The 18,634-nt window shown below is 49.2% G+C and carries 20 protein-coding genes; 14 read left to right on the top strand and 6 right to left on the bottom strand.

The features are described 5' to 3' along the window. The first annotated feature begins 417 nt into the window (after positions 1-417). The 3 genes from WG89_RS21275 to WG89_RS21265 all read left to right on the top strand — a co-directional run bounded on the left by WG89_RS21275 (position 418) and on the right by WG89_RS21265 (position 2,898). Entirely contained in the window at positions 418-1,227 is an 810-nt protein-coding gene (locus tag WG89_RS21275; protein WP_062269580.1) for a MinD/ParA family ATP-binding protein, read from the top strand. A gap of 2 nt (positions 1,228-1,229) precedes the next feature. Further along, complete coding sequence (locus tag WG89_RS21270) at positions 1,230-1,976, top strand: RNA polymerase sigma factor FliA (RefSeq protein ID WP_079253970.1); 747 nt, start codon at positions 1,230-1,232, stop codon at positions 1,974-1,976. Between the two features lie 406 nt (positions 1,977-2,382). Continuing rightward, complete coding sequence (locus WG89_RS21265) at positions 2,383-2,898, top strand: rhodanese-like domain-containing protein (RefSeq protein WP_062269578.1); 516 nt, start codon at positions 2,383-2,385, stop codon at positions 2,896-2,898. A gap of 106 nt (positions 2,899-3,004) precedes the next feature. Here WG89_RS21265 and WG89_RS21260 read toward each other — a convergent pair whose 3' ends face one another. The 5 genes from WG89_RS21260 to napF form a co-directional block, all read right to left on the bottom strand. Continuing rightward, positions 3,005-3,595 (bottom strand): NapC/NirT family cytochrome c, encoded by a 591-nt coding sequence (locus WG89_RS21260; RefSeq protein ID WP_153301734.1) that lies wholly within the window; start codon positions 3,593-3,595, stop codon positions 3,005-3,007. An 18-nt stretch (positions 3,596-3,613) separates the two neighbouring features. After that, positions 3,614-4,066, bottom strand: a complete 453-nt coding sequence (locus WG89_RS21255) for a nitrate reductase cytochrome c-type subunit (RefSeq protein ID WP_062269576.1) — start codon at positions 4,064-4,066, stop codon at positions 3,614-3,616. A gap of 130 nt (positions 4,067-4,196) precedes the next feature. Further along, positions 4,197-6,701: a nitrate reductase catalytic subunit NapA gene (gene napA, locus WG89_RS21250; RefSeq protein ID WP_062269584.1), complete on the bottom strand. Its 2,505-nt coding sequence runs from the start codon at positions 6,699-6,701 to the stop codon at positions 4,197-4,199. Between the two features lie 105 nt (positions 6,702-6,806). Beyond that, positions 6,807-7,076: a chaperone NapD gene (locus tag WG89_RS21245; RefSeq protein WP_062269574.1), complete on the bottom strand. Its 270-nt coding sequence runs from the start codon at positions 7,074-7,076 to the stop codon at positions 6,807-6,809. A gap of 7 nt (positions 7,077-7,083) precedes the next feature. Next, complete coding sequence (napF, locus tag WG89_RS21240; protein ID WP_062269572.1) at positions 7,084-7,635, bottom strand: ferredoxin-type protein NapF; 552 nt, start codon at positions 7,633-7,635, stop codon at positions 7,084-7,086. 337 nt (positions 7,636-7,972) lie between these two features. Between napF and WG89_RS21235 the strand changes: the two genes are divergently transcribed. From WG89_RS21235 to ccmI, 11 genes are all read left to right on the top strand, one after another. Next, positions 7,973-9,736: a histidine kinase gene (locus tag WG89_RS21235; protein WP_062269571.1), complete on the top strand. Its 1,764-nt coding sequence runs from the start codon at positions 7,973-7,975 to the stop codon at positions 9,734-9,736. Positions 9,737-9,744: 8 nt separating this feature from the next. Beyond that, the gene (gene narL, locus WG89_RS21230; protein WP_062269569.1) at positions 9,745-10,383 is read left to right on the top strand and encodes a two-component system response regulator NarL; all 639 of its coding nucleotides are present in this window, start codon (positions 9,745-9,747) and stop codon (positions 10,381-10,383) included. Positions 10,384-10,743: 360 nt separating this feature from the next. After that, positions 10,744-11,412: a cytochrome c biogenesis heme-transporting ATPase CcmA gene (gene ccmA, locus WG89_RS21225; protein WP_062269567.1), complete on the top strand. Its 669-nt coding sequence runs from the start codon at positions 10,744-10,746 to the stop codon at positions 11,410-11,412. After that, complete coding sequence (gene ccmB / locus WG89_RS21220) at positions 11,409-12,101, top strand: heme exporter protein CcmB (RefSeq protein WP_062269566.1); 693 nt, start codon at positions 11,409-11,411, stop codon at positions 12,099-12,101. Before ccmA ends, ccmB begins: the two co-directional genes overlap by 4 nt. Positions 12,102-12,155: 54 nt before the next feature. Beyond that, positions 12,156-12,905, top strand: coding sequence for a heme ABC transporter permease (locus WG89_RS21215; protein WP_062269564.1), 750 nt, complete (start codon positions 12,156-12,158; stop codon positions 12,903-12,905). A gap of 5 nt (positions 12,906-12,910) precedes the next feature. Continuing rightward, on the top strand, positions 12,911-13,273 hold the full coding sequence (gene ccmD, locus WG89_RS21210; RefSeq protein ID WP_062269562.1) for a heme exporter protein CcmD: 363 nt from the start codon (positions 12,911-12,913) through the stop codon (positions 13,271-13,273). After that, positions 13,270-13,815: a cytochrome c maturation protein CcmE gene (gene ccmE, locus WG89_RS21205; RefSeq protein WP_062269560.1), complete on the top strand. Its 546-nt coding sequence runs from the start codon at positions 13,270-13,272 to the stop codon at positions 13,813-13,815. Before ccmD ends, ccmE begins: the two co-directional genes overlap by 4 nt. Continuing rightward, complete coding sequence (locus WG89_RS21200; RefSeq protein WP_062269558.1) at positions 13,815-15,833, top strand: heme lyase CcmF/NrfE family subunit; 2,019 nt, start codon at positions 13,815-13,817, stop codon at positions 15,831-15,833. Before ccmE ends, WG89_RS21200 begins: the two co-directional genes overlap by 1 nt. Further along, a complete protein-coding gene (locus WG89_RS21195) occupies positions 15,830-16,372 on the top strand; it encodes a DsbE family thiol:disulfide interchange protein (RefSeq protein ID WP_062269557.1) in 543 nt (180 codons plus the stop codon). The genes WG89_RS21200 and WG89_RS21195 overlap by 4 nt, the downstream gene beginning before the upstream one ends. Further along, positions 16,369-16,866, top strand: a complete 498-nt coding sequence (locus tag WG89_RS21190) for a cytochrome c-type biogenesis protein (RefSeq protein WP_245662950.1) — start codon at positions 16,369-16,371, stop codon at positions 16,864-16,866. Before WG89_RS21195 ends, WG89_RS21190 begins: the two co-directional genes overlap by 4 nt. Further along, entirely contained in the window at positions 16,863-18,035 is a 1,173-nt protein-coding gene (gene ccmI / locus WG89_RS21185) for a c-type cytochrome biogenesis protein CcmI (RefSeq protein WP_062269556.1), read from the top strand. The genes WG89_RS21190 and ccmI overlap by 4 nt, the downstream gene beginning before the upstream one ends. A 369-nt stretch (positions 18,036-18,404) precedes the next feature. Here ccmI and WG89_RS21180 read toward each other — a convergent pair. Beyond that, positions 18,405-18,634, bottom strand: a 230-nt coding sequence (locus WG89_RS21180) for a transposase (protein ID WP_172806882.1), incomplete at its 5' end; no start/stop codon positions are given.

The following is an 18,634-nucleotide window of genomic DNA, read 5'->3' as shown; positions in this document are numbered from 1 at the left end:
TTTAGATTGGGTCAATTAAATAACAGTTTTTGTCTGGTTGAAAATTTTCATACGACAGCAATTCGTCACTATAAAATGACAGTGTCAAATAACTTGCTTTGTACTTTTCAATGAAACGACATTTGATGTCTGCTTGCTGACAGTGATCTTGACTCTGTCAAAAAAGTAACGTGACAGTAATTCGACTGATAAAAATAAAGTCCAATAAAAACAGTTGGTTATGAGATGTTCGAAAGGTCTGGTCAAAATGATGTCACGTCAATCGCGTGGCTATGCCTGAAAAACAGGCATTTTAAAAAATTGGCACGGCTCTTGTTATTAATAAGGTACAGGGCATTAAAAAAGAAAAATGTTTTTTGATTCCAGATCTTATGCAGTAACTCATTGGCAGTACCCACTGAAAAGAAGCTGAAAGCCATGAACTCATCAACAAAACAGATTATTGCAGTTGCGGGGTGTAAAGGTGGAGTAGGTAAAACATTGGTCGCAGTCAATCTCGCGCTGGCTCTTGCAAACAACGGAAGACGTGTAGTTCTAATGGATGGCAATCTTGCCGTTCCTGATGTTGGAATCAGTCTTGGATTGGAAAAGAAGCTGGATGTCACTCACTTCGATACTCATGACTCATTTTCAAGTTTTATCCAGGAAGGTCCTTCAGGTGTGAAGGTTTTGTCTCCAAGGGGGGAGCCCATCTGGAGAGAGACTATTGAAACCGGTCATGCGGTTCGAATGATAGACAGTCTGGAATCACTGGCACCCACCCTGGATACTCTTGTGATCGACACAGCTCCAGGGCTGGCACCTGATAATGTTGCACTGATTCAGGCTGCGGGTGAAATTCTGATCGTCATTAATCAGGAAATTCTGTCACTGCTGGATGCTGTAAGAATGATCCGTGTGCTTTACAGAATATACGGTGTACGTCGCTTTGGTGTGATTGTTAATGCCGTAAACAATCGTCGCTATGGTTCAAACCAGTTTGAGCGGCTGCAATCCCACTTGAGTGATGAAGTAGAAATCATTCTTCGATATATGGGGGCGATTCCATTCGACAAGGCCGTCGCAGAATCGTTAACCCGTCAACAAGCTCTTTTAGAGTCCAGTCCTGATTGTCGGGCTTCAAAAGCTATATACCGTATTGCTCATCAAATGATGGCAATACCCGTGACACCACCAAGAGGTCGTATCGAGTTCTTCTTACCAACAAGAATAAAAGAGAGGGTATAAGCATGGATGCTACAGCACAGGGAGTGCAGGCAACTAACGCCAATCAGGAAAAGAATAAGAAGTTGATTCAGACCGAAATGGTTGAAACCCATAAAGCTCTGGTAAAAAGGATTGCCAATCACCTGGCAGCGAGAATGCCAGCCAGTGTTCAGATTGATGACCTGGTGCAATCGGGAATGATTGGTCTGTTGGAGGCTGCCTCCAAATACGACGCTACCAAAGGCGCCAGCTTTGAAACTTTTGCCGGTATCCGTATTCGTGGTGCCATGCTGGACGAAATCCGTAAAGGAGATTGGGGTCCAAGGTCGGTTTACAGGAACAGCCGTAAAGTAACTGAAGCGATTCAGAAGGTAGAAGCCCGTTTGGGTCGAGACGCCAGAGATTTTGAAGTCGCCCAGGAGCTGGAAGTGAATCTGGACGAGTTTTACACCATTCTCAGCGATCTCCGTGGCTGCAGACTGTTCAGCTTTGAAGAACTGTTTGACAGTGAAGAGTCCAGAATGCAGGCCCGCTCTGGAGATCGGGGTCCATCCGCCGATATTCAGGAAGAGAAGTTCAAGTTTGCCCTGGTAGAAGCTATAGAGAAGTTACCCGAGCGAGAAAAGCTGGTCCTGATGCTCTATTACGATGAGGAGATGAATCTCAAAGAGATTGGTAAGGTTCTGGGCGTCAGCGAGTCCAGAGTCAGTCAGATTCACTCCCAGGCAGCGGTCAGATTAAGGGCCAAGCTCCATCACTGGTTAGGGTAGGAGCCTGACCAAGAATAGACAGCTCGGCCTAAAGTCCAGAAAGAACGGCCATATTTTCCGTTGAATTTGTTTAAATAGGACAACTATTCGCACAAATCCAACGAAAAATCTGACTCGTTCTACTGAACTTTATGCTCGAGCGCTATCCTCGGTCAGGCTCCAGTCAGGGACCCTCAAGTATAGGGTCCCCGGGCTCTGAAGTAAGCATTTTTGTTTCTATCCAAGGTCATTGTTTCTCCAAAGCCTGTGGCTGGAATGAACGTTTTATAGAGTAAGCGGTATTTTTTCACTCTATATGCTCTGTTGCTGTGAGCAGTAAGCTTTTTGCTTCCTATTGTTCCAAGTACGCAGGTCCTGGCTCCATATACTTTTTTATTAAGTAGTCTTATAACGGACCTGTATTAATATGAAATGGAATTCTTATCTAGCGGGGTGCTTCCTGGCCCTGGCCTCCTGCTTCCTGTCTGCTCAGGAAGCACCAGTCAATATCAAGAATGTCGTAACCATCAACACTCATCAGGCCAAGCGTCTTCACGAGCTGGGTGCACTGTTTATTGATGTAAGGCCTTATCAGCAATGGGAGTGGGGTCACATTGATCGCTCTCACAGCCTCGATCTCAGAGCCGGTTTCAGACAGTTGTTTATGCCAGGAACTCTTGATAAAAAGACGCCTATTGTCATCTATGGCAACAGCACGTATCACATGCGAGGGGCGATAGCGAGTTATCTTGCTGCACTCTGGGGCTACAAAAGAGTTTTCTTTTTCAGAGATGGATATTTCTCGTGGCTGGCTCTGGATTTTCCCGTCACTCTGCACTCAGACCTTGGCGCTGAGGAAGAAGTGATCAGCTGGAAACCGGAAAAGAAAAAGATTGAAGATATGAGTGATCTGCAAACCTTCTCGGCGATGCAGTTACAGTAAGTCGGTCTGAGACAATTAAAAAAGGCGTCTTTCGACGCCTTTTTTATGGCCATGGATGGCTTGTATCCTTTTATTGCAGGAGCAAATAAAAGGATGAAGCTATAAACTATTCCCAGCCAGGTACACCGGTCATATCCGGAAGCTTATGAGCAATGCCTTTATGGCACTGGATACAGGTTTCACCATTCTTCTCTGCAGCCGTGTGGTTTTTGACCGCCAGCAGTGACTGTTCTGACAGCTCCATGGACTCCTGGGTATGGCAGTTACGACACTCCTGGGAATCATTGGCTTCCATCCGAGCCCATTCCCGTTCGGCCATTTCCCTTCTGTGGGCTTCAAACTTTTCCGGGGTATCCACCTTGCCGGTAAAGTGGGCAAAGACTTCTCTGCTGGCCTGAATCTTACGAGTCATTTTCGGCAGAAATTCTTTAGGCAGGTGGCAGCTGGCACAGTCAGCCTGAACACCGGAGGCATTGCTGAAATGCACGCTTTCCTGATATTCAGGCACCACATCATTGGTGTGGCAGCTTGAGCAGAATTCCAGAGTACTGGTGTATTTCATGGTGGCACTGTAAGTACCATGCAAAATAAAGGCTGAAACAAAGCCAACCACCAATATCAAACCAACAGATAGCTTGGCGCTGGGCCGACGCAGGAACTGCCAAAGCTGTTTTGCCAGTAAAAGCACTTTGTTCATAATCAGTTCTTCCTTAAATCAGTGCTTCTTAAGAGACTCAACCGGTTCGAAAGTGTTTTCCTTCAGAGGTTTAGCGTCCTTCTGAGGAACATGGCAGGTCAGACAGAAGTAGCGATTAGGCGCTACATCAGCCAACTGCTGGCCTTCTCGATTCTTGTAGTGAGAAACGGCAATTTTGGTAGCACCCCATTTATCCGCATTTTTCATGCTGTGACAGCGCAGGCAGCTGTTGGCGTTCTTGTCCACTTGATAGCGGTCAACGGAGTGCGGAATCAGCGGAGGCATATCCACAAATTCACGACCCATGGCTGAACCTTCCTGGTCTTTCTTCATGTATTCAGCTTGTGGCTCAACACTGACTTCTTCTTTTCTGAGCGATTCCAGCCCACCAATCTCGTTGGTGTTAACCATTTCTGCGAAGGCGGGCAGGCTAATGGCCAACGCCAGCAAGGCACTCATCATTTTGTTCATGGCTATATTCCATTTACTTGATCAATGCAGCGGTTACAGGCTTTGTAAGAGGGGCTGCATTTCTGATTCATGGCTGTTTGTTTCCTGAGAGAGTGTCTGGTGGGTTCCAGACACTCCCGGCTTACCGATCTCAGACTTTGGAAACCTTGATGGCGGTTTTCTTGAAGTCCGTCTCTTTGGAGAGTGGATCGGTCGCATCCAGTAACAGCTTGTTGGTCAGCTGGCTGGCATCGAAGAACGGCATGAATGTCAGTCCTTTGGGTGGGCGGTTACGACCCTTGGTTTCAACTCGGGTGCGGACTTCGCCATAGCGGGACGTGATTCTGATTTCATCTCCGCGACGCAGGCCTCGTTCCGCTGCATCATCAGGATGCATAAACAGTTGGGCATCCGGGTAAGAACGATAGAGTTCAGGAACCCTGCGAGTCATAGAGCCAGAGTGCCAGTGCTCAAGAACACGGCCTGTGGACAGCCAGAGGTCAAACTCTTCATCCGGAGCCTCATGAGGTGGCTCGTAAGGAAGCGCAAAAATCCAGGCTTTACCGTCCGGTTTGCCATAAAAGTCGAAATCGCTCCCAGCTTTGGCATAAGGATCTGAACCTTCCTTGAAGCGCCAGCGGGTTTCTTCTCCGTTCACCACAGGCCAGCGCAGGCCACGCTCTTTGTGGTAACGATCAAATTCGGCCAGGTCGTGTGCCTTGCCACGGCCGAAGGAGGCGTATTCTTCGAACAGACCTTTCTGGGTATAGAAACCAAATGCACGGGCGTCGTCGTTCAGGCGGTCTTCCGGAATTTCATCCAGTTTGAACTGATCTACCTGACCATTGGCGTACAGAACATCAAACAAAGTTTTGCCACGATACTCAGGGTTTTTAGCCAGCAGGGCGTCAGACCATACTTCTTCCACCTTGAAGCGTTTGGAGAATTCCATCAGCTGCCAGAGGTCAGATTTGGCTTCAGCCGGTGCTTTCACCTGTTGATACCAGAACTGGGTACGGCGTTCGGCGTTTCCGTAGGCACCTTCTTTTTCTACCCACATGGCTGTAGGCAGGATGAGGTCGGCAATCTGGCCGGTCAGGGTCGGGTATGGGTCAGAGACCACGATGAAGTTGTCAGGGTTTCTGTAGCCTGGCAGCGTCTCATGATTAATATTCGGTGCGGTCTGGGCATTGTTGTTACACATTACCCAGTAAGCATTCAGCTTGCTGTCTTTCAGCATGCGGTTCTGAAGAACAGCATGGTAGCCCACTTGTGAAGGAATAGTGCCTTCAGGCAGTTTCCAGGCTTTTTCAGCGTAGTCGCGGTGATCCTTGTTGGCTACGACCATGTCAGCCGGCAGACGGTGAGCAAAAGTTCCCACTTCCCTTGCAGTACCACAGGCAGAAGGCTGACCGGTCAGGGAGAAAGGACTGTTACCCGGCTCGGAGATCTTGCCTGTCAGAAGGTGCAGGTTGTAGATGATGTTATTCATCCAGACACCACGGGTGTGCTGGTTTACACCCATAGTCCAGAGAGACATAACCTTGATCTTTGGATCGGCATACAGTTTGGCCAGCTCTTCCAGCTGCTCTTCAGACACACCAGAAAGTTTGGAAACCTTCTCGGCGGTGTACTCGCTGACAAACTTGGCAAACTCGTCAAAGTTAATGGGGCTGGCGCCACCATTGCCCGGATTCTTGGCTTTCTTCTCCAGCTCGTGATCCGGACGCAGACCGTAACCAATGTCAGTGACACCTTTGCGGAAAACAGTGTGCTTCTTGACGAAGTCCTGATTCACTTTGCCGTTCTGGATGATGTAGTTGGCAATGTAGTTACCAATGGCCAGATCAGACTGAGGGCTGAAGATAATAGGCTGGTCAGCCAGTTCAAAAGAGCGATGTTTGTAGGTAGACATCACCGCCACTTTTACGTGAGGGTGGGATAAACGACGATCAGCCAGTCTTGACCAGAGTACCGGGTGCATCTCCGCCATGTTGGAGCCCCAGAGTACAAAAGCGTCGGCGTTTTCAAAGTCGTCGTAGCAACCCATTGGCTCATCGATACCGAAGGTGCGCATAAAGCCTACCACCGCAGAAGCCATGCAGTGTCGTGCATTCGGGTCGATATGGTTGGAGCGGAAGCCTGCTTTCATCAATTTGGAAGCCGCATAACCTTCCCAGACAGTCCACTGGCCGGAACCGAACATACCAACCGGTGGCATTTCATCGGAGTTACGGGTTTTAGTCATGGCCGCTTTCCATTTCTCTGCCATGACGTCAAAGGCTTTATCCCAGGAGACAGGAGTGAAATCGCCATTTTTGTCGAACTTGCCATCCTTCATTCTCAGCAGAGGCGTTTCAAGACGATCCTTGCCGTACATGATTTTTGACAGGAAGTATCCCTTTATGCAGTTCAGACCTTTGTTGACCGGCGCTTCAGGGTCAGCCTGTGTGGCCACTACTCGACCCTTTTGGGTGCCCACCAGAACAGAGCAGCCAGTACCACAGAAGCGGCAGGGGGCTTTATCCCACTTGATCTCGGTCTCTTTGCTGCTGGTAATCAGGTTGGTGGCTCCAGCGTTCATGCTGACACCGGCTGCAGCGGCAGTGGCGGCTACAGCACTGCTCTTGATAAAGTCGCGGCGACTTTGTTTCATGGTGGTTTCCTGGGTCTTAAAACGGGTTGCTTCGTCCATGGCGTCATTGGCTCATGGCTTTCTGCTCAGGCGATTCATTTATGCCTGAATCATTATCTTTTGCTGTTATTCCTGGTGGGTGTACACCAGGGCCGTGGATATCACGCCATCCACCTGGCTGATCCGGGTCATGGTGTCGACCATGGTGCGTTCACCAGGCTCTTCCTCAACGGTCACTACCATTTTTCCGGTGGGATCCGTGATATGAACCTCAACACCCGGCAGCTTGTGCAGTTGCTCTTTTACGTCCATCATCCTGTTGGGATTTATCTGGACGGCCAGCCCTGAAATGCTGCAGTGCGAATCGCCAGTGTCTTCTATGTTGAATACTGCCATTGGCTGTTTAGTTACCTGTCATGGTGATCGCATCCACAGGGCAGGAAGAAACGCATTCTCCGCAGGCTGTGCATGGATCAGAGTCAATGGAAGGTTGAGCTACCCCCCCGGGTTTCAGTTGAAACTCAATAGCCGATGGCTCACACATTTCCGAACAGGTGCGACAATGCACCCGGTTCAGTGCCAGACATTGCTCGGAAATCACGGGTTCCAGTTTCCAAGGGGTGTCGTTAAGCTTGCGAATGGCTCCTGATGAGCAGGTTTCTTCGCATGCCTGACAAAAAGAGCAGCCTGCCCGCTTGAAGTCAGCTTCGGGAAAGCCTCCTGACCCCTGAACCAGTAACCCTGTTTCACAGACATCTATGCAGTCGCTACAGCGAGTACAAAGATCTGTAAATAGCTGTTCCTGAACACTCCAGGGTGGACGCACTGGAAGTACGGTGTCACTGCGAGTCCGGGACAGGCTTGAACGATTGAAATAGTCTTTCCTCACTCTGGGTGATGAAAGTATTTTCCCGGTAAAGAACCGGCGACGGTCAAGGTCTACCTGTTGACTCATGGTGTTGTGGCCTTCATGGCAGTGCGATCCAGTTTGTATTCGGCGTTGAGTAAATTTCAGGCTCTTTCAGGCTTTGTTCATCGCTATCTTAATCAGGATTAACGTACAAAAAAGCCCCTGTTAAAGCGTTTATAAGAGAGGGGTAAAGCTTCCATACCTCATAGGGGGTAGTGGTTCTGCGCAGCTTAACTGAAGCGTTGGCGTAGTAGTGGGCTTCGGACTTTTGATGCATCGAGTTCACAAATGATTCAGGTCTTTAGAGGTAGGTAGAAATTTTGTTTTATGTGTCCGATTTGATGGTCGTTTTAAAGCTGAATGGCTGAGATGGGAGTGTGATTTGAAGCCAATTCGATACAAGGCACTCGCAGCCATTGTTACCACTTGTTTTTTAGGACTGTTGAGCGTAAGCGGTTCATTGTGGTTTGCCGCGACTACCGAAAGTGATGCTGCAGCTATTAATATTGCCGGATCCCTGAGAATGCAGGCCTGGCGTTTATCGGACCAGATCAGTTCTCAGGAATCTCCCGACAGCAAACATTTGCTTCAGTTGATCAAGGACTATGACGACAGTCTTACCAGTAAGACGCTTCTTCGTCTGGGTGGCCGAACCGATATTATTGGTACTCGCTATTCCGCGCTGGCGGGTGAGTGGCAAAGTGAGATGAGACCGCTGCTGAATGATGAAACGGGCTGGCATGAGTTTTCTGTTAAAGTGCCAGGCTTTGTTGACCGTATAGATGATCTGGTCAATGCATTGCAGTTAAACACTGAGCGCAAGCTGCACTGGCTGGTGATACTGGCCATTTTCTCGCTCTGCTCCATTCTGGCTATTGGGGCAATGACGGTTCGCTATATCCGACTGAACCTGATCAAGCCGGTTGAACAGCTCAGTAAAGCAGCCAGAAAAGTCCGTCGTGGTGAGTTTGATCATGTTCGCCTGGATTATCAGGACACCAATGAAATGGGTCAGCTGACGGCAACCTTCTCGGCCATGGCTGAAAGTCTTTCCATATTGTATGGCGATCTCGAAGCGCAGGTATCGCGGCAGACTTGTTCACTGGAACAGTCCAATACTGCACTGCAACTGTTGTATGAATCATCCCAGACTCTGGGTATGAATCCCTATGACGAGCAGCAGTTGATGATCCTGCTGGAAAGGTGGAAGGTTTTGCTGGGGCTAAAGAGTGCTTATGTCTGCCTGACGGGTAATGCTGGCAGTATGAGACTGCAGAGAATTTATCCTCAGAGCGACTCCTATAATGACGCCTGCGATATAGGACAATGCGAAGGTTGTGTTCGTGTGCCCACATCCGACATTCAGTTCCCGCTGAGTCAGCATGATCAGGGCTACGGTTATCTGCATATTTCCCTGATGCCTGATCAGACATTGACGGAAGAAAGTCGACAGTGGTTGCGGACTTTTGGCGATATTGTTTCTTCTTCCCTGTACCGCAGTGGTTACCAGACTCAGGAAAGGCGTTTGCTTTTGATGGAAGAGCGCGCAGTGATTGCGCGAGAGCTCCATGACTCTCTGGCGCAGGCTCTGTCATATCAGAAGATTCAAGTGACCCGACTGAAAAAGGTTCTGACCCGGATAGAGGTTGATGAATCCGTTCATTCAATCGTGGAAGAAATCCGGGAGGGTGTGAATAACGCCTACCGCCAGCTCCGCGAGTTGCTGAACACTTTTCGTCTCAGTATGTCCACGGGAAGTCTTGAAGAGGCGCTCAAACAAACCATGGAAGAGTATGGAAAGCGTGATGAGAGCATTGAGTTTGATCTGGACTACCGTTTGCGGTTTTGTCATCTGGATGCCCACCATCAAATCCATGTTCTACAGATTGTCAGGGAAGGTCTGGTTAATGTGATCCAGCATTCTGAAGCAACAAAAGCCACTGTGACCTGTGAGCAGGTCACACCCGGGATTGTTCAGGTGTTGGTAGATGATGACGGTACCGGGTTCAGTGAAGACATTACCGCTCCGGGTCATTACGGTACCACCATTATGCAGGAACGGGCAGAAAGCCTGGGTGGTCAGCTTAATTTTGAAGCCTCCGATCTTGGAGGTGCGAGGGTACGCCTTGAGTTTTCATCGGTATGAGGGGAAAGATGGACGACATAAGTATTTTATTGATTGATGATCATCCACTGTTGCGTAAGGGGTTGGCTCAATTAATTGATGAAGAAGAAGGTTTGAAGGTCGTCGCCGAAGCCGGTGATGGTGCATCAGGCCTGAAATTGGCCATTGAGCTGGAGCCGGATCTGATTCTTCTGGATCTCAATATGAAGGGCATGGATGGTCTGGAAACACTCAAGGCGATGCGTGCTGAAGGTGTGACGTCACGAGTGGTGGCATTGACTGTTTCTGAGCACAAGGATGATGTTGCAGCCATGTTTCGGGCAGGTGCAGATGGCTACCTGTTGAAAGATATGGAGCCGGAAGAGTTGCTCAGTCAGATTTCTCAGGCTGCACTGGGCAAGTTGGCTGTGGATGACAGGCTGGCCGAAGTATTAGCCGCTGTACTCAGGCCGGATTCCAGTCAGGCCAGCAAGATAGACTTGCTGACTCCTAAAGAGAGGGAAGTTCTGCAGTTTATCGCGGAAGGTGATGCCAATAAGGTCATTGCCAGAAAGATGAGCATCAGTGAAGGGACCGTCAAGGTTCACGTAAAACGCATGCTGCGAAAGCTGGACTTTCGTTCACGTGTTGAAGCGGCTGTCTGGTGGGTCAACAACCGACAGGGATAAAGCTCAGTCGGGAATATTGATACATTTTTGTTTCAAAAAAGTGTGAGCAATATCTAACTTCTGAAGCGTTTGAATAACATTGTGATTGACACTGCATTACAGTGAAAAACAAAAAAATAATGAGTTTGATGCAGGTCAATGCCAATGCATTTACCCGATCCTGAAAGTTAATTACTTCGGAATGAACGTTTTTTTCGATATAATCCTGCCCGACTTCATGGCTGATTAGAGTGTTTTTTGAACAGGTGCTTTAATCTCAAAACTTGAAAAGCACTGGCAAGCGCCTGCCATGAAGGGGTTCAGAGGGATTAAACACTCTGGATCGTGCATCTGACTGACCGATTTTTAAGGGACAACGACTTGCTCGAAGTGGCGAAGCTGGGGTGTGAACGAGACGACCGAGTTCTTTTTTCAAACCTTTCCATTCAACTGTCACCTGGTGAACTGTTACAGATAGAAGGCTGTAATGGCGCAGGGAAAACCACGCTGCTCAGAGTGCTGGCGGGCCTTTCTGGTGATTACAGAGGGCAAGTGCTCTGGCGTGGACAGAAGCTTTCCAGAGTGTACGCCGACTTCCGGCTTTCCACTTTTTATTTCGGCCACAAGCCTGCAGTTAAAACTGAACTCACACCGGTAGAAAATATTTTGTGGCGCTCCCGTCTTCGCAACGAGTCTTACACAGACCAGTTTGTGTTCTCCGCGCTGGAGCAAGTTAATCTGGCGGGCTATGAAGACATTCCCTGTGGACAGCTATCTGCAGGTCAGCACAGAAGGGTGGCCCTGGCTGATCTTGCGCTCTCTGCAACCCCGCTCTGGATTCTGGATGAACCCTTTACTGCGATTGATGTTGACGGGGTAGGCTGGCTTGAGCAATTGCTCGCCAGACATATTGAGAATGAAGGCTCCGTGATTATGACCAGTCATCAGAGCCTCTCAAAGTTATCTGATCGTGTAAGAAAGCTTCGCCTTGAGAACTTCCGGGTTTCGGATGAGGATGAGATTCACGATGATTCGGAGGCCTGGCTATGAGTGCGGCTTCCCTGGAAGGCAGTAAAGCCTTTGTTGAGTTAGTCAAACGAGATCTGGTTCTGGCGTTTCGGACACCGGGGCAGACACTGAATCCGGTAGCATTTTATTTAATGGTGGCCAGCTTGTTCCCGCTGGGTATAGCCCCCGAGAAGGAGCTATTGTCGCAGCTGGCGGGTGGCATTGTCTGGATTGGGGCTTTGCTGGCTGTTCTGTTGTCTCTGGATTCTTTGTTCCGAAGTGACCAGGACGATGGTTCACTGGATCAACTTTTATTGTCGCCTCATCCTTTGCCATTGCTGGTTCTGGCTAAAATATCAGCTCACTGGCTGACAACCGGAGTAGCATTGATTGTCATGGCGCCTTTGCTGGCGTTGATGTTGCACTTACCCACACAGGCATTTCCGGCACTGATGCTCAGCCTTTTATTGGGTACGCCCCTGATGAGCCTGGCAGGAGGTATTGGTGCAGCTTTGACAGTACGAGTACAGAGGGGGGGAATACTACTGACATTACTGTCTTTACCTCTGTATATTCCTGTTCTGATTTTCGGGACAGGTGCTGTTCAGACAGCGGTAGAAGGGATGTCTTACTCAGGGCATTTGCTCTGGATGGCAGCGCTGCTGATGCTGGGGTTATGTCTTGCCCCGCTGGCCATTGCCGCATCACTGAGAATAGTTGCAGATGGTTGATCAGAAAGTACCGACAGCTAAGAGCAACAGGAACGAGTCACGGTAGAGTAAAGAATGAACTGGACTTTTTTTCACAAACTGGGTTCGCCCAAATGGTTTTATGAGATCAGCGGCAAGTGGTTGCCCTGGTTAGCCATTCTGGCTGCTCTGCTGATGGCTAGCGGTTTGATTTGGGGCCTGATGTTCACTCCACCGGACTACCTGCAGGGCAACAGTTACCGGATTATTTTCCTGCATGTTCCAACAGCATTCCTGGCACAGGCCATTTACGTCATGATGGCCTGTGCCGGTGTCGTCACTCTGGTTTGGAAGATGAAACTGGCAGACATGGCCCTGAAATGCTGTGCGCCTATTGGTGCATCTTTCTGCCTGCTGGCATTGGTCACTGGCGCTATCTGGGGCAAGCCAACCTGGGGGACCTGGTGGGTGTGGGATGCCCGTCTGACTTCCATGCTCATACTGCTGTTTCTCTACATGGGGGTGATTGCCCTGCGTGGTGCGATCCGAAATACCAATACAGCTGCCAAAGCCTGTGCCATTCTGACTCTGGTTGGGGTGATCAATATCCCGATCATCAAGTTTTCCGTTCAGTGGTGGAATACCCTGCATCAGGGCGCCACACTGAAGCTGACTGAAAAGCCCTCCATGGCACCCGAAATGCTTTGGCCACTGCTGATCAGCATTGCGGCTTTTTACCTGTTTTTTACTGTGGTCCTTATTCTCCGTTTGAGAACCGAAATTCTGGACCGTGAACGCCGAACCAAATGGGTTCACAAGATCGTAGCGGCCGGGGCAGGGAACTGAGAAATATGTATTTTGAAAGTTTTGCCAGTTTGATACATATGGATGGCCATGGAATGTATGTCTGGCCCACCTATGGCATTGGTCTGTTGATCATTGCCTACAACATAATCTCACCGTTGCGAGCCAGAAAAAGAATTGTTGCGCAGATCCAGCGTCAGGTGCGTGGCAGTCAGTCCAGAAGCAAGAGCTTCAGCCAGAACAATAGTCTCAGCCAAAAAAAGAGCTTCAGCCATAAAAAGAGTCACAGCCCGGCAGCTGATCATCAGCCCGGAGCGACAGATGACTTAAGCGAAAAGAAAAAAGCAGCAGGGCCGCGAGTTAAAGTCAGTACTAAAAATCAGGGTGTCCGTGAGGGAGAAGTGGAATGAATCCAGTTCGTAAGCAGCGTTTATTATTAGTCCTTTTGTTGGTGGCCGGTGTCGGTATTGCCGTTGCCCTGGCCCTGTTCGCCCTGAAGGAAAATATCAATCATTACTTTTCCCCAGCCCAGATGGCCAGTGGTGAAGCGCCCATTGGCCAGAAAATTCGTGGTGGCGGTATTGTTGTCCCCGGTACCGTCAAGCGTGACCCTGACAGTCTGAAAGTCACTTTCCGCATCAGTGATGGTGACGGGGAAGTAGAAGTGGAGTATACCGGGATCCTGCCCGATCTTTTCAAGGAAGGTCAGGGCATTGTCGGAACCGGGAAACTGGATGAAAACCGTCGTTTTGTAGCCGAGGAACTGCTGGCCAAGCATGATGAAAACTATATGCCTCCAGAAGTACAGAAAGCCATCGACAAGGCTCATGGTTCGAAGTCAGGCGATAAGTCAGATAAAACTTATGGCACCCCGTCATACCAACAGGAGAACGCTCAACCAGAGAGCCTTCAGCCTAAAGGCAGTGAGTCTCAACCACTGGAGAGCCAATAATGAATCCTGAACTGGGCTTATTTGCCCTGATCCTGGCTACCTGCCTGGCGTTACTGCAAAGTATCATACCGCTGGTGGGTAGCTACAATGGCCGTCTGAACTGGATGGCCACCGGCAAGACTCTGGCCACAGGACAATTTATTTTTGTTCTATTGTCGTTTATGTGTCTGGTCGTCGCGTTCGTTACTGATGATTTTTCGGTTCAATATGTAGCCAGTAACTCTAACTCTTTACTGCCTGTGTACTACAAGGTCACAGCCGTCTGGGGTGGCCACGAAGGTTCGTTGCTGCTCTGGATCCTGACCCTGACCGGTTGGGGACAGGTTGTAGCTCTGCGCAGTGGCAAGCTGCCCCCAGAACTTTCTGCCAGAGTGCTTTCTGTCATGGGTATGATCAGCGTCGGCTTCATGCTGTTTATCCTGCTGACCTCTAATCCATTCACTCGTATTTTGCCATTCCCTCCGGCAGACGGTTCTGACCTGAACCCGTTACTGCAGGATCTGGGTATGATTGTGCACCCTCCCATGCTGTATATGGGTTATGTGGGTTTTGCTGTGGCCTTTGCTTTTGCCATTGCGGCACTGCTGGGTGGTCAGCTCGACAGTGCCTGGGCTCGCTGGGCACGCCCGTGGACTACGGTTGCATGGTGTTTCCTGACCGCAGGTATCTCTCTGGGTAGCTGGTGGGCTTACTACGAGCTTGGCTGGGGTGGATGGTGGTTCTGGGATCCAGTGGAAAACGCTTCCCTGATGCCATGGTTGAGCGGTACCGCATTGATTCACTCTCTGGCCGTAACTGAAAAACGGGGACTGTTCAAGAGCTGGACATTGCTGCTGGCCATCACCACATTCTCTCTGAGTCTGTTCGGTACTTTCCTGGTGCGTTCCGGTGTACTGACTTCTGTTCATGCCTTTGCCAGTGATCCTCAGCGTGGTCTGTTTATTCTGGGTTATTTGTTGGTTGTTGTGGGAGCGTCCCTGACTCTGTTTGCTTTCAGAGCGCCGGAAGTAAGAAGTAAAATCAGCTTCTCGCTGTTGTCCCGTGAAACGCTGTTACTGCTGAACAATATTATTCTGGTGACCAGCTGTGCCACTGTTTTACTGGGCACCATGTTCCCATTGCTGCTGGACGCTCTGGATATGGGCATGATTTCCGTAGGTCCTCCCTACTTTAATCTGCTGTTTGTTCCGCTGTCCATGCTGCTGGCTGCCTGTCTGGGTATTGGTATTCTGCTGAACTGGAAAAAAGGTTCCGTCAGCTGGCTGAAACAGCAAGTACGCTGGATTGCCATTATTTCTGTAATAGGCGGTATCGTCTTCAGCTTCCTGTACGGTGATCGTTTCCTGGTCAGCGAGGCGTTGGCCATGGGATTAGTATTCTGGATGGTGCTGACCATTGGCAAAGATGTTCGCAACAAAACCCGTAACAGTGGTCTCCTGAAAGGTCTCAGAAAGCTCAAGCCTGCCTATTACGGCATGCAGTTGGCTCACCTGGGTCTGGCCGTGACCTTTATTGGTGTGGCTCTGACTTCCGGCTACAGCGTTCAGAAAGATCTGCGTATGAGCCCTGGTGATTCTGCTCAGGTAGGTGAGTATGTCTTCCGTTTTGATGGCGTGAGTCAGCGTCAGGGCCCCAACTTTGTGGCCGACTACGGCAAAGTCAGTGTCTTCAAGGATCAGAAACAGATCACTGTTCTTAAGCCAGAAAAGCGTATCTATACCGTTCAGAACATGCCCATGACGGAAGCGGCTATTGACCCGGGCCTGACCCGTGATCTTTATGTTGCTCTGGGTGAGCCATTAGGGGGGGACAGCTGGGCCGTTCGACTTTATGTGAAGCCCTACGTTCGTCTGATCTGGCTGGGTTCCATCTTTATGGCACTGGGTGGTCTGCTGGCGGTCTCTGATAAACGTTACCGTGTCCGTCTCAAGAAGAAAAAGCAGGCACTGATGGGTGCCAAGTCCAAGTCCGGCAATGGAACACAGGACGATACAGTCACGACAGGAGGTCAGGCTTGAAGCGCTGGAAACTGTTTTTACCGCTGACCTTTTTTCTGACTTTCTGTGTGCTGCTCTACGTAGGGCTGTTCATGGAAAATAAAAGTGAACTGCCTTCTATGCTGCTGGATAAGCCGTTGCCTGAATTCAGTCTGAAAAAACTGAAACAGCCTCAAGAAGCGGTAACCGAAGGTGATCTGAAAGGTGAAGTGCTGATGCTGAATGTCTGGGGCTCCTGGTGCCCAGCCTGTAAAGTTGAGCACCCTTACCTGATGAAACTGGCCAGAGAAGGGATCAATATTGTCGGGGTCAACTACAAGGATGAGCGTGAAGGCGCACTTCAGTGGCTGGATCGACTGGAAGACCCTTACCTGTTCAACATTGTTGATGAAGATGGCCGTTTGGGTCTGGATCTTGGGGTCTACGGTGCGCCGGAGACCTTCCTGGTCGACAAGAAAGGTGTCATCCGTTACAAGCATATCGGGATTATTGATGATCGAGTCTGGAAAGAAGATCTCAAGCCTCGCTATGACGCGCTACAGAAGGAGTTGGTGAAATGACCCTTCGATACGTTAAGTCTGCCAGTGTCTACATGCTGGTGGTTTTTACTGCTGTCCTTCTGGTGAGCTTGTCTGCCAGGGCCGGTGTTATTGAAAACTATCAGTTTGACTCTCCCGAGCAGCAAGAGCAGTTTTTCCGACTGAATGAAGAGCTGCGATGCCCTCAGTGTCAGAATCAATCCATTGCTGACTCCAATGCGCCTATTGCCCAGGATCTGCGTCGTGAAGTACATCGTATGATCGTGGAAGAAAAGGCTGATGATGACACTGTCATCCAGTTCATGCTGGATCGTTACGGTGACTTTGTTCTCTATAAACCCAGAATGGATGCCCGCACTATTGCACTCTGGTTTGGTCCTCTGATTCTGCTGTTACTGGGCGTATTTATTCTCTTCAGAATCCTGAAGCAGCATCGTCCCGAAACAAAGGATCAGGATCTCAATGAGCAGGACCGGGCTGAGCTGGACAAGATACTGGGTGGTAAAGATAAATGACGCAGTTCTGGATAATTGCTGCAGTATTAACCGTTGCTGGTATGGCACTGATTGTGCTGCCACTGTGGTTTCGCAGCCGACGTACAGTAGATCAGGACGTTTCTGATAAAGCTTCCAATATTGCCTATTTCAAGGAGCAGGAAGCCGAGTTGAAAAAACAGCTCGAACAAGGGCTGATTACGGAAGATGATGCAGAGCTGATTCGTACCGAGCTGGAAAAGAAACTGATTGAAGATGTAGCTGACAAGGAAGAAAAACACAGTTACATCAGTAGCAGTAACAAGGGCTTAGCCCTGTTTCTGGCCATACTGCTTCCTGTGATGGCAGTACCGATCTATCTTCACCTGGGAGCGCAGACTGAACTGTCCGTCACCGAGATGATGATGAACCCGGATGTCTCACCCCAGGAAATGATTTCCACTCTGGAGTCCTGGAGTGACAAGCGCCCTGAAAGTGCTCAAGCCTGGTATATGTTGGCTGGTCGCTACATGGCTATGGGTGATGTTGATAAAGGCATTAACGCCTACAAACAGCTTTATACTGTGACTGAAGGCAGCCCTCAGGCAGCAGCGCAATTGGCACAGGCACTTTTCCTGGCAAATAGAAACCAGGTCAATGGCGAAGTCCGTGGTCTGTATCGCGATGCCTTGAGCAAAGATGAAAGCAATACGACAGCGTTAGGGCTTAAGGGTATTGATGCTTTTGAACAGGAAGACTACAAGCAAGCCGTACAAGCCTGGACCAAGGCCCTGTCGTTTGAAAATGATATGGCTGCGCGACAGTCGTTGTCTGCCGGAATTGCTAAAGCCCGTAAGCTAATGGGCGAGACCGTTGCTGAAATCAGGGTTACTGTTGAGCTGGCTCCGGAACTAAAAGATCTTCCGGCCAATGCCAGAGTGATTGTTTTTGCCCGCGAAAGTGGTGTCAGAAAGCCTCCTATTGCCGCTATTCCTCTGCAGGTGGGTGATCTCCCCAAAGAGGTGGTACTGGACGACAATGCCGCCATGATGATGGGCACTGGCAGTCTTTCTGATGCTGAAAGTCTGGACATTGTTGCCCGTATCACACTGTCTGGCGATGCAGCCAAAGCGGATTACCAGGCAGAAGTCCGTGATGTGAAAATCAAGGATAATGGCGTTATTCAGCTTCGAATTGCTCCTGCCAGCTGATACTTCCCTCCGATAATTTCTACGCCTTTACCGCTCAGTCATCAGACTGGGCGGTTATTGATTTATATTTCTTTTGAAGAACAGTCTCTTCTCTTGCCCTGAGGGTCTTTCCCATCGACTGTTCATACCTCCCATTTTTCTTATCGCATCCCAAGAGCGAACATTCGTCTTAGTCTAAGGAATGGGAATGAATGGAGAAAAAGGTATAAAGAAAAATATGGTTATATATTCAAATAAAACCATACTGATCTGAAGAACAACTTTTCCAAGAAAACGCTGAACTGTTCCTTTTTTTAATCTCGAAAAACTTCAGGGAGCAATCCGTGTCCAAGTTTTCTAGCACGCATTCCATAATTATTGATATGTGCATTAACTACCCGAAAACGTCTCCAAACATGCATAGGCAGTATGCTCTGCTCTAAAGAAACCAAGAATGATACCTTGACTCCTCTGAAGCTTCTTAAGGCCTGATGAAATGGCTTTAAGGAATTGATCTTTCGTTCTTAAGATCATTCTTCCTATACATCCTGATTTCAGGAATCCCCAGACAAATTCATCAGGATTGAGCTCTGGGGAATAGGCAGGCAATACATGTATTC

It is taken from the genome of Endozoicomonas arenosclerae, assembly GCF_001562015.1.
Classification (GTDB): domain Bacteria; phylum Pseudomonadota; class Gammaproteobacteria; order Pseudomonadales; family Endozoicomonadaceae; genus Endozoicomonas_A; species Endozoicomonas_A arenosclerae.
This window is presented reverse-complemented; position numbering and strand designations above follow the sequence as displayed.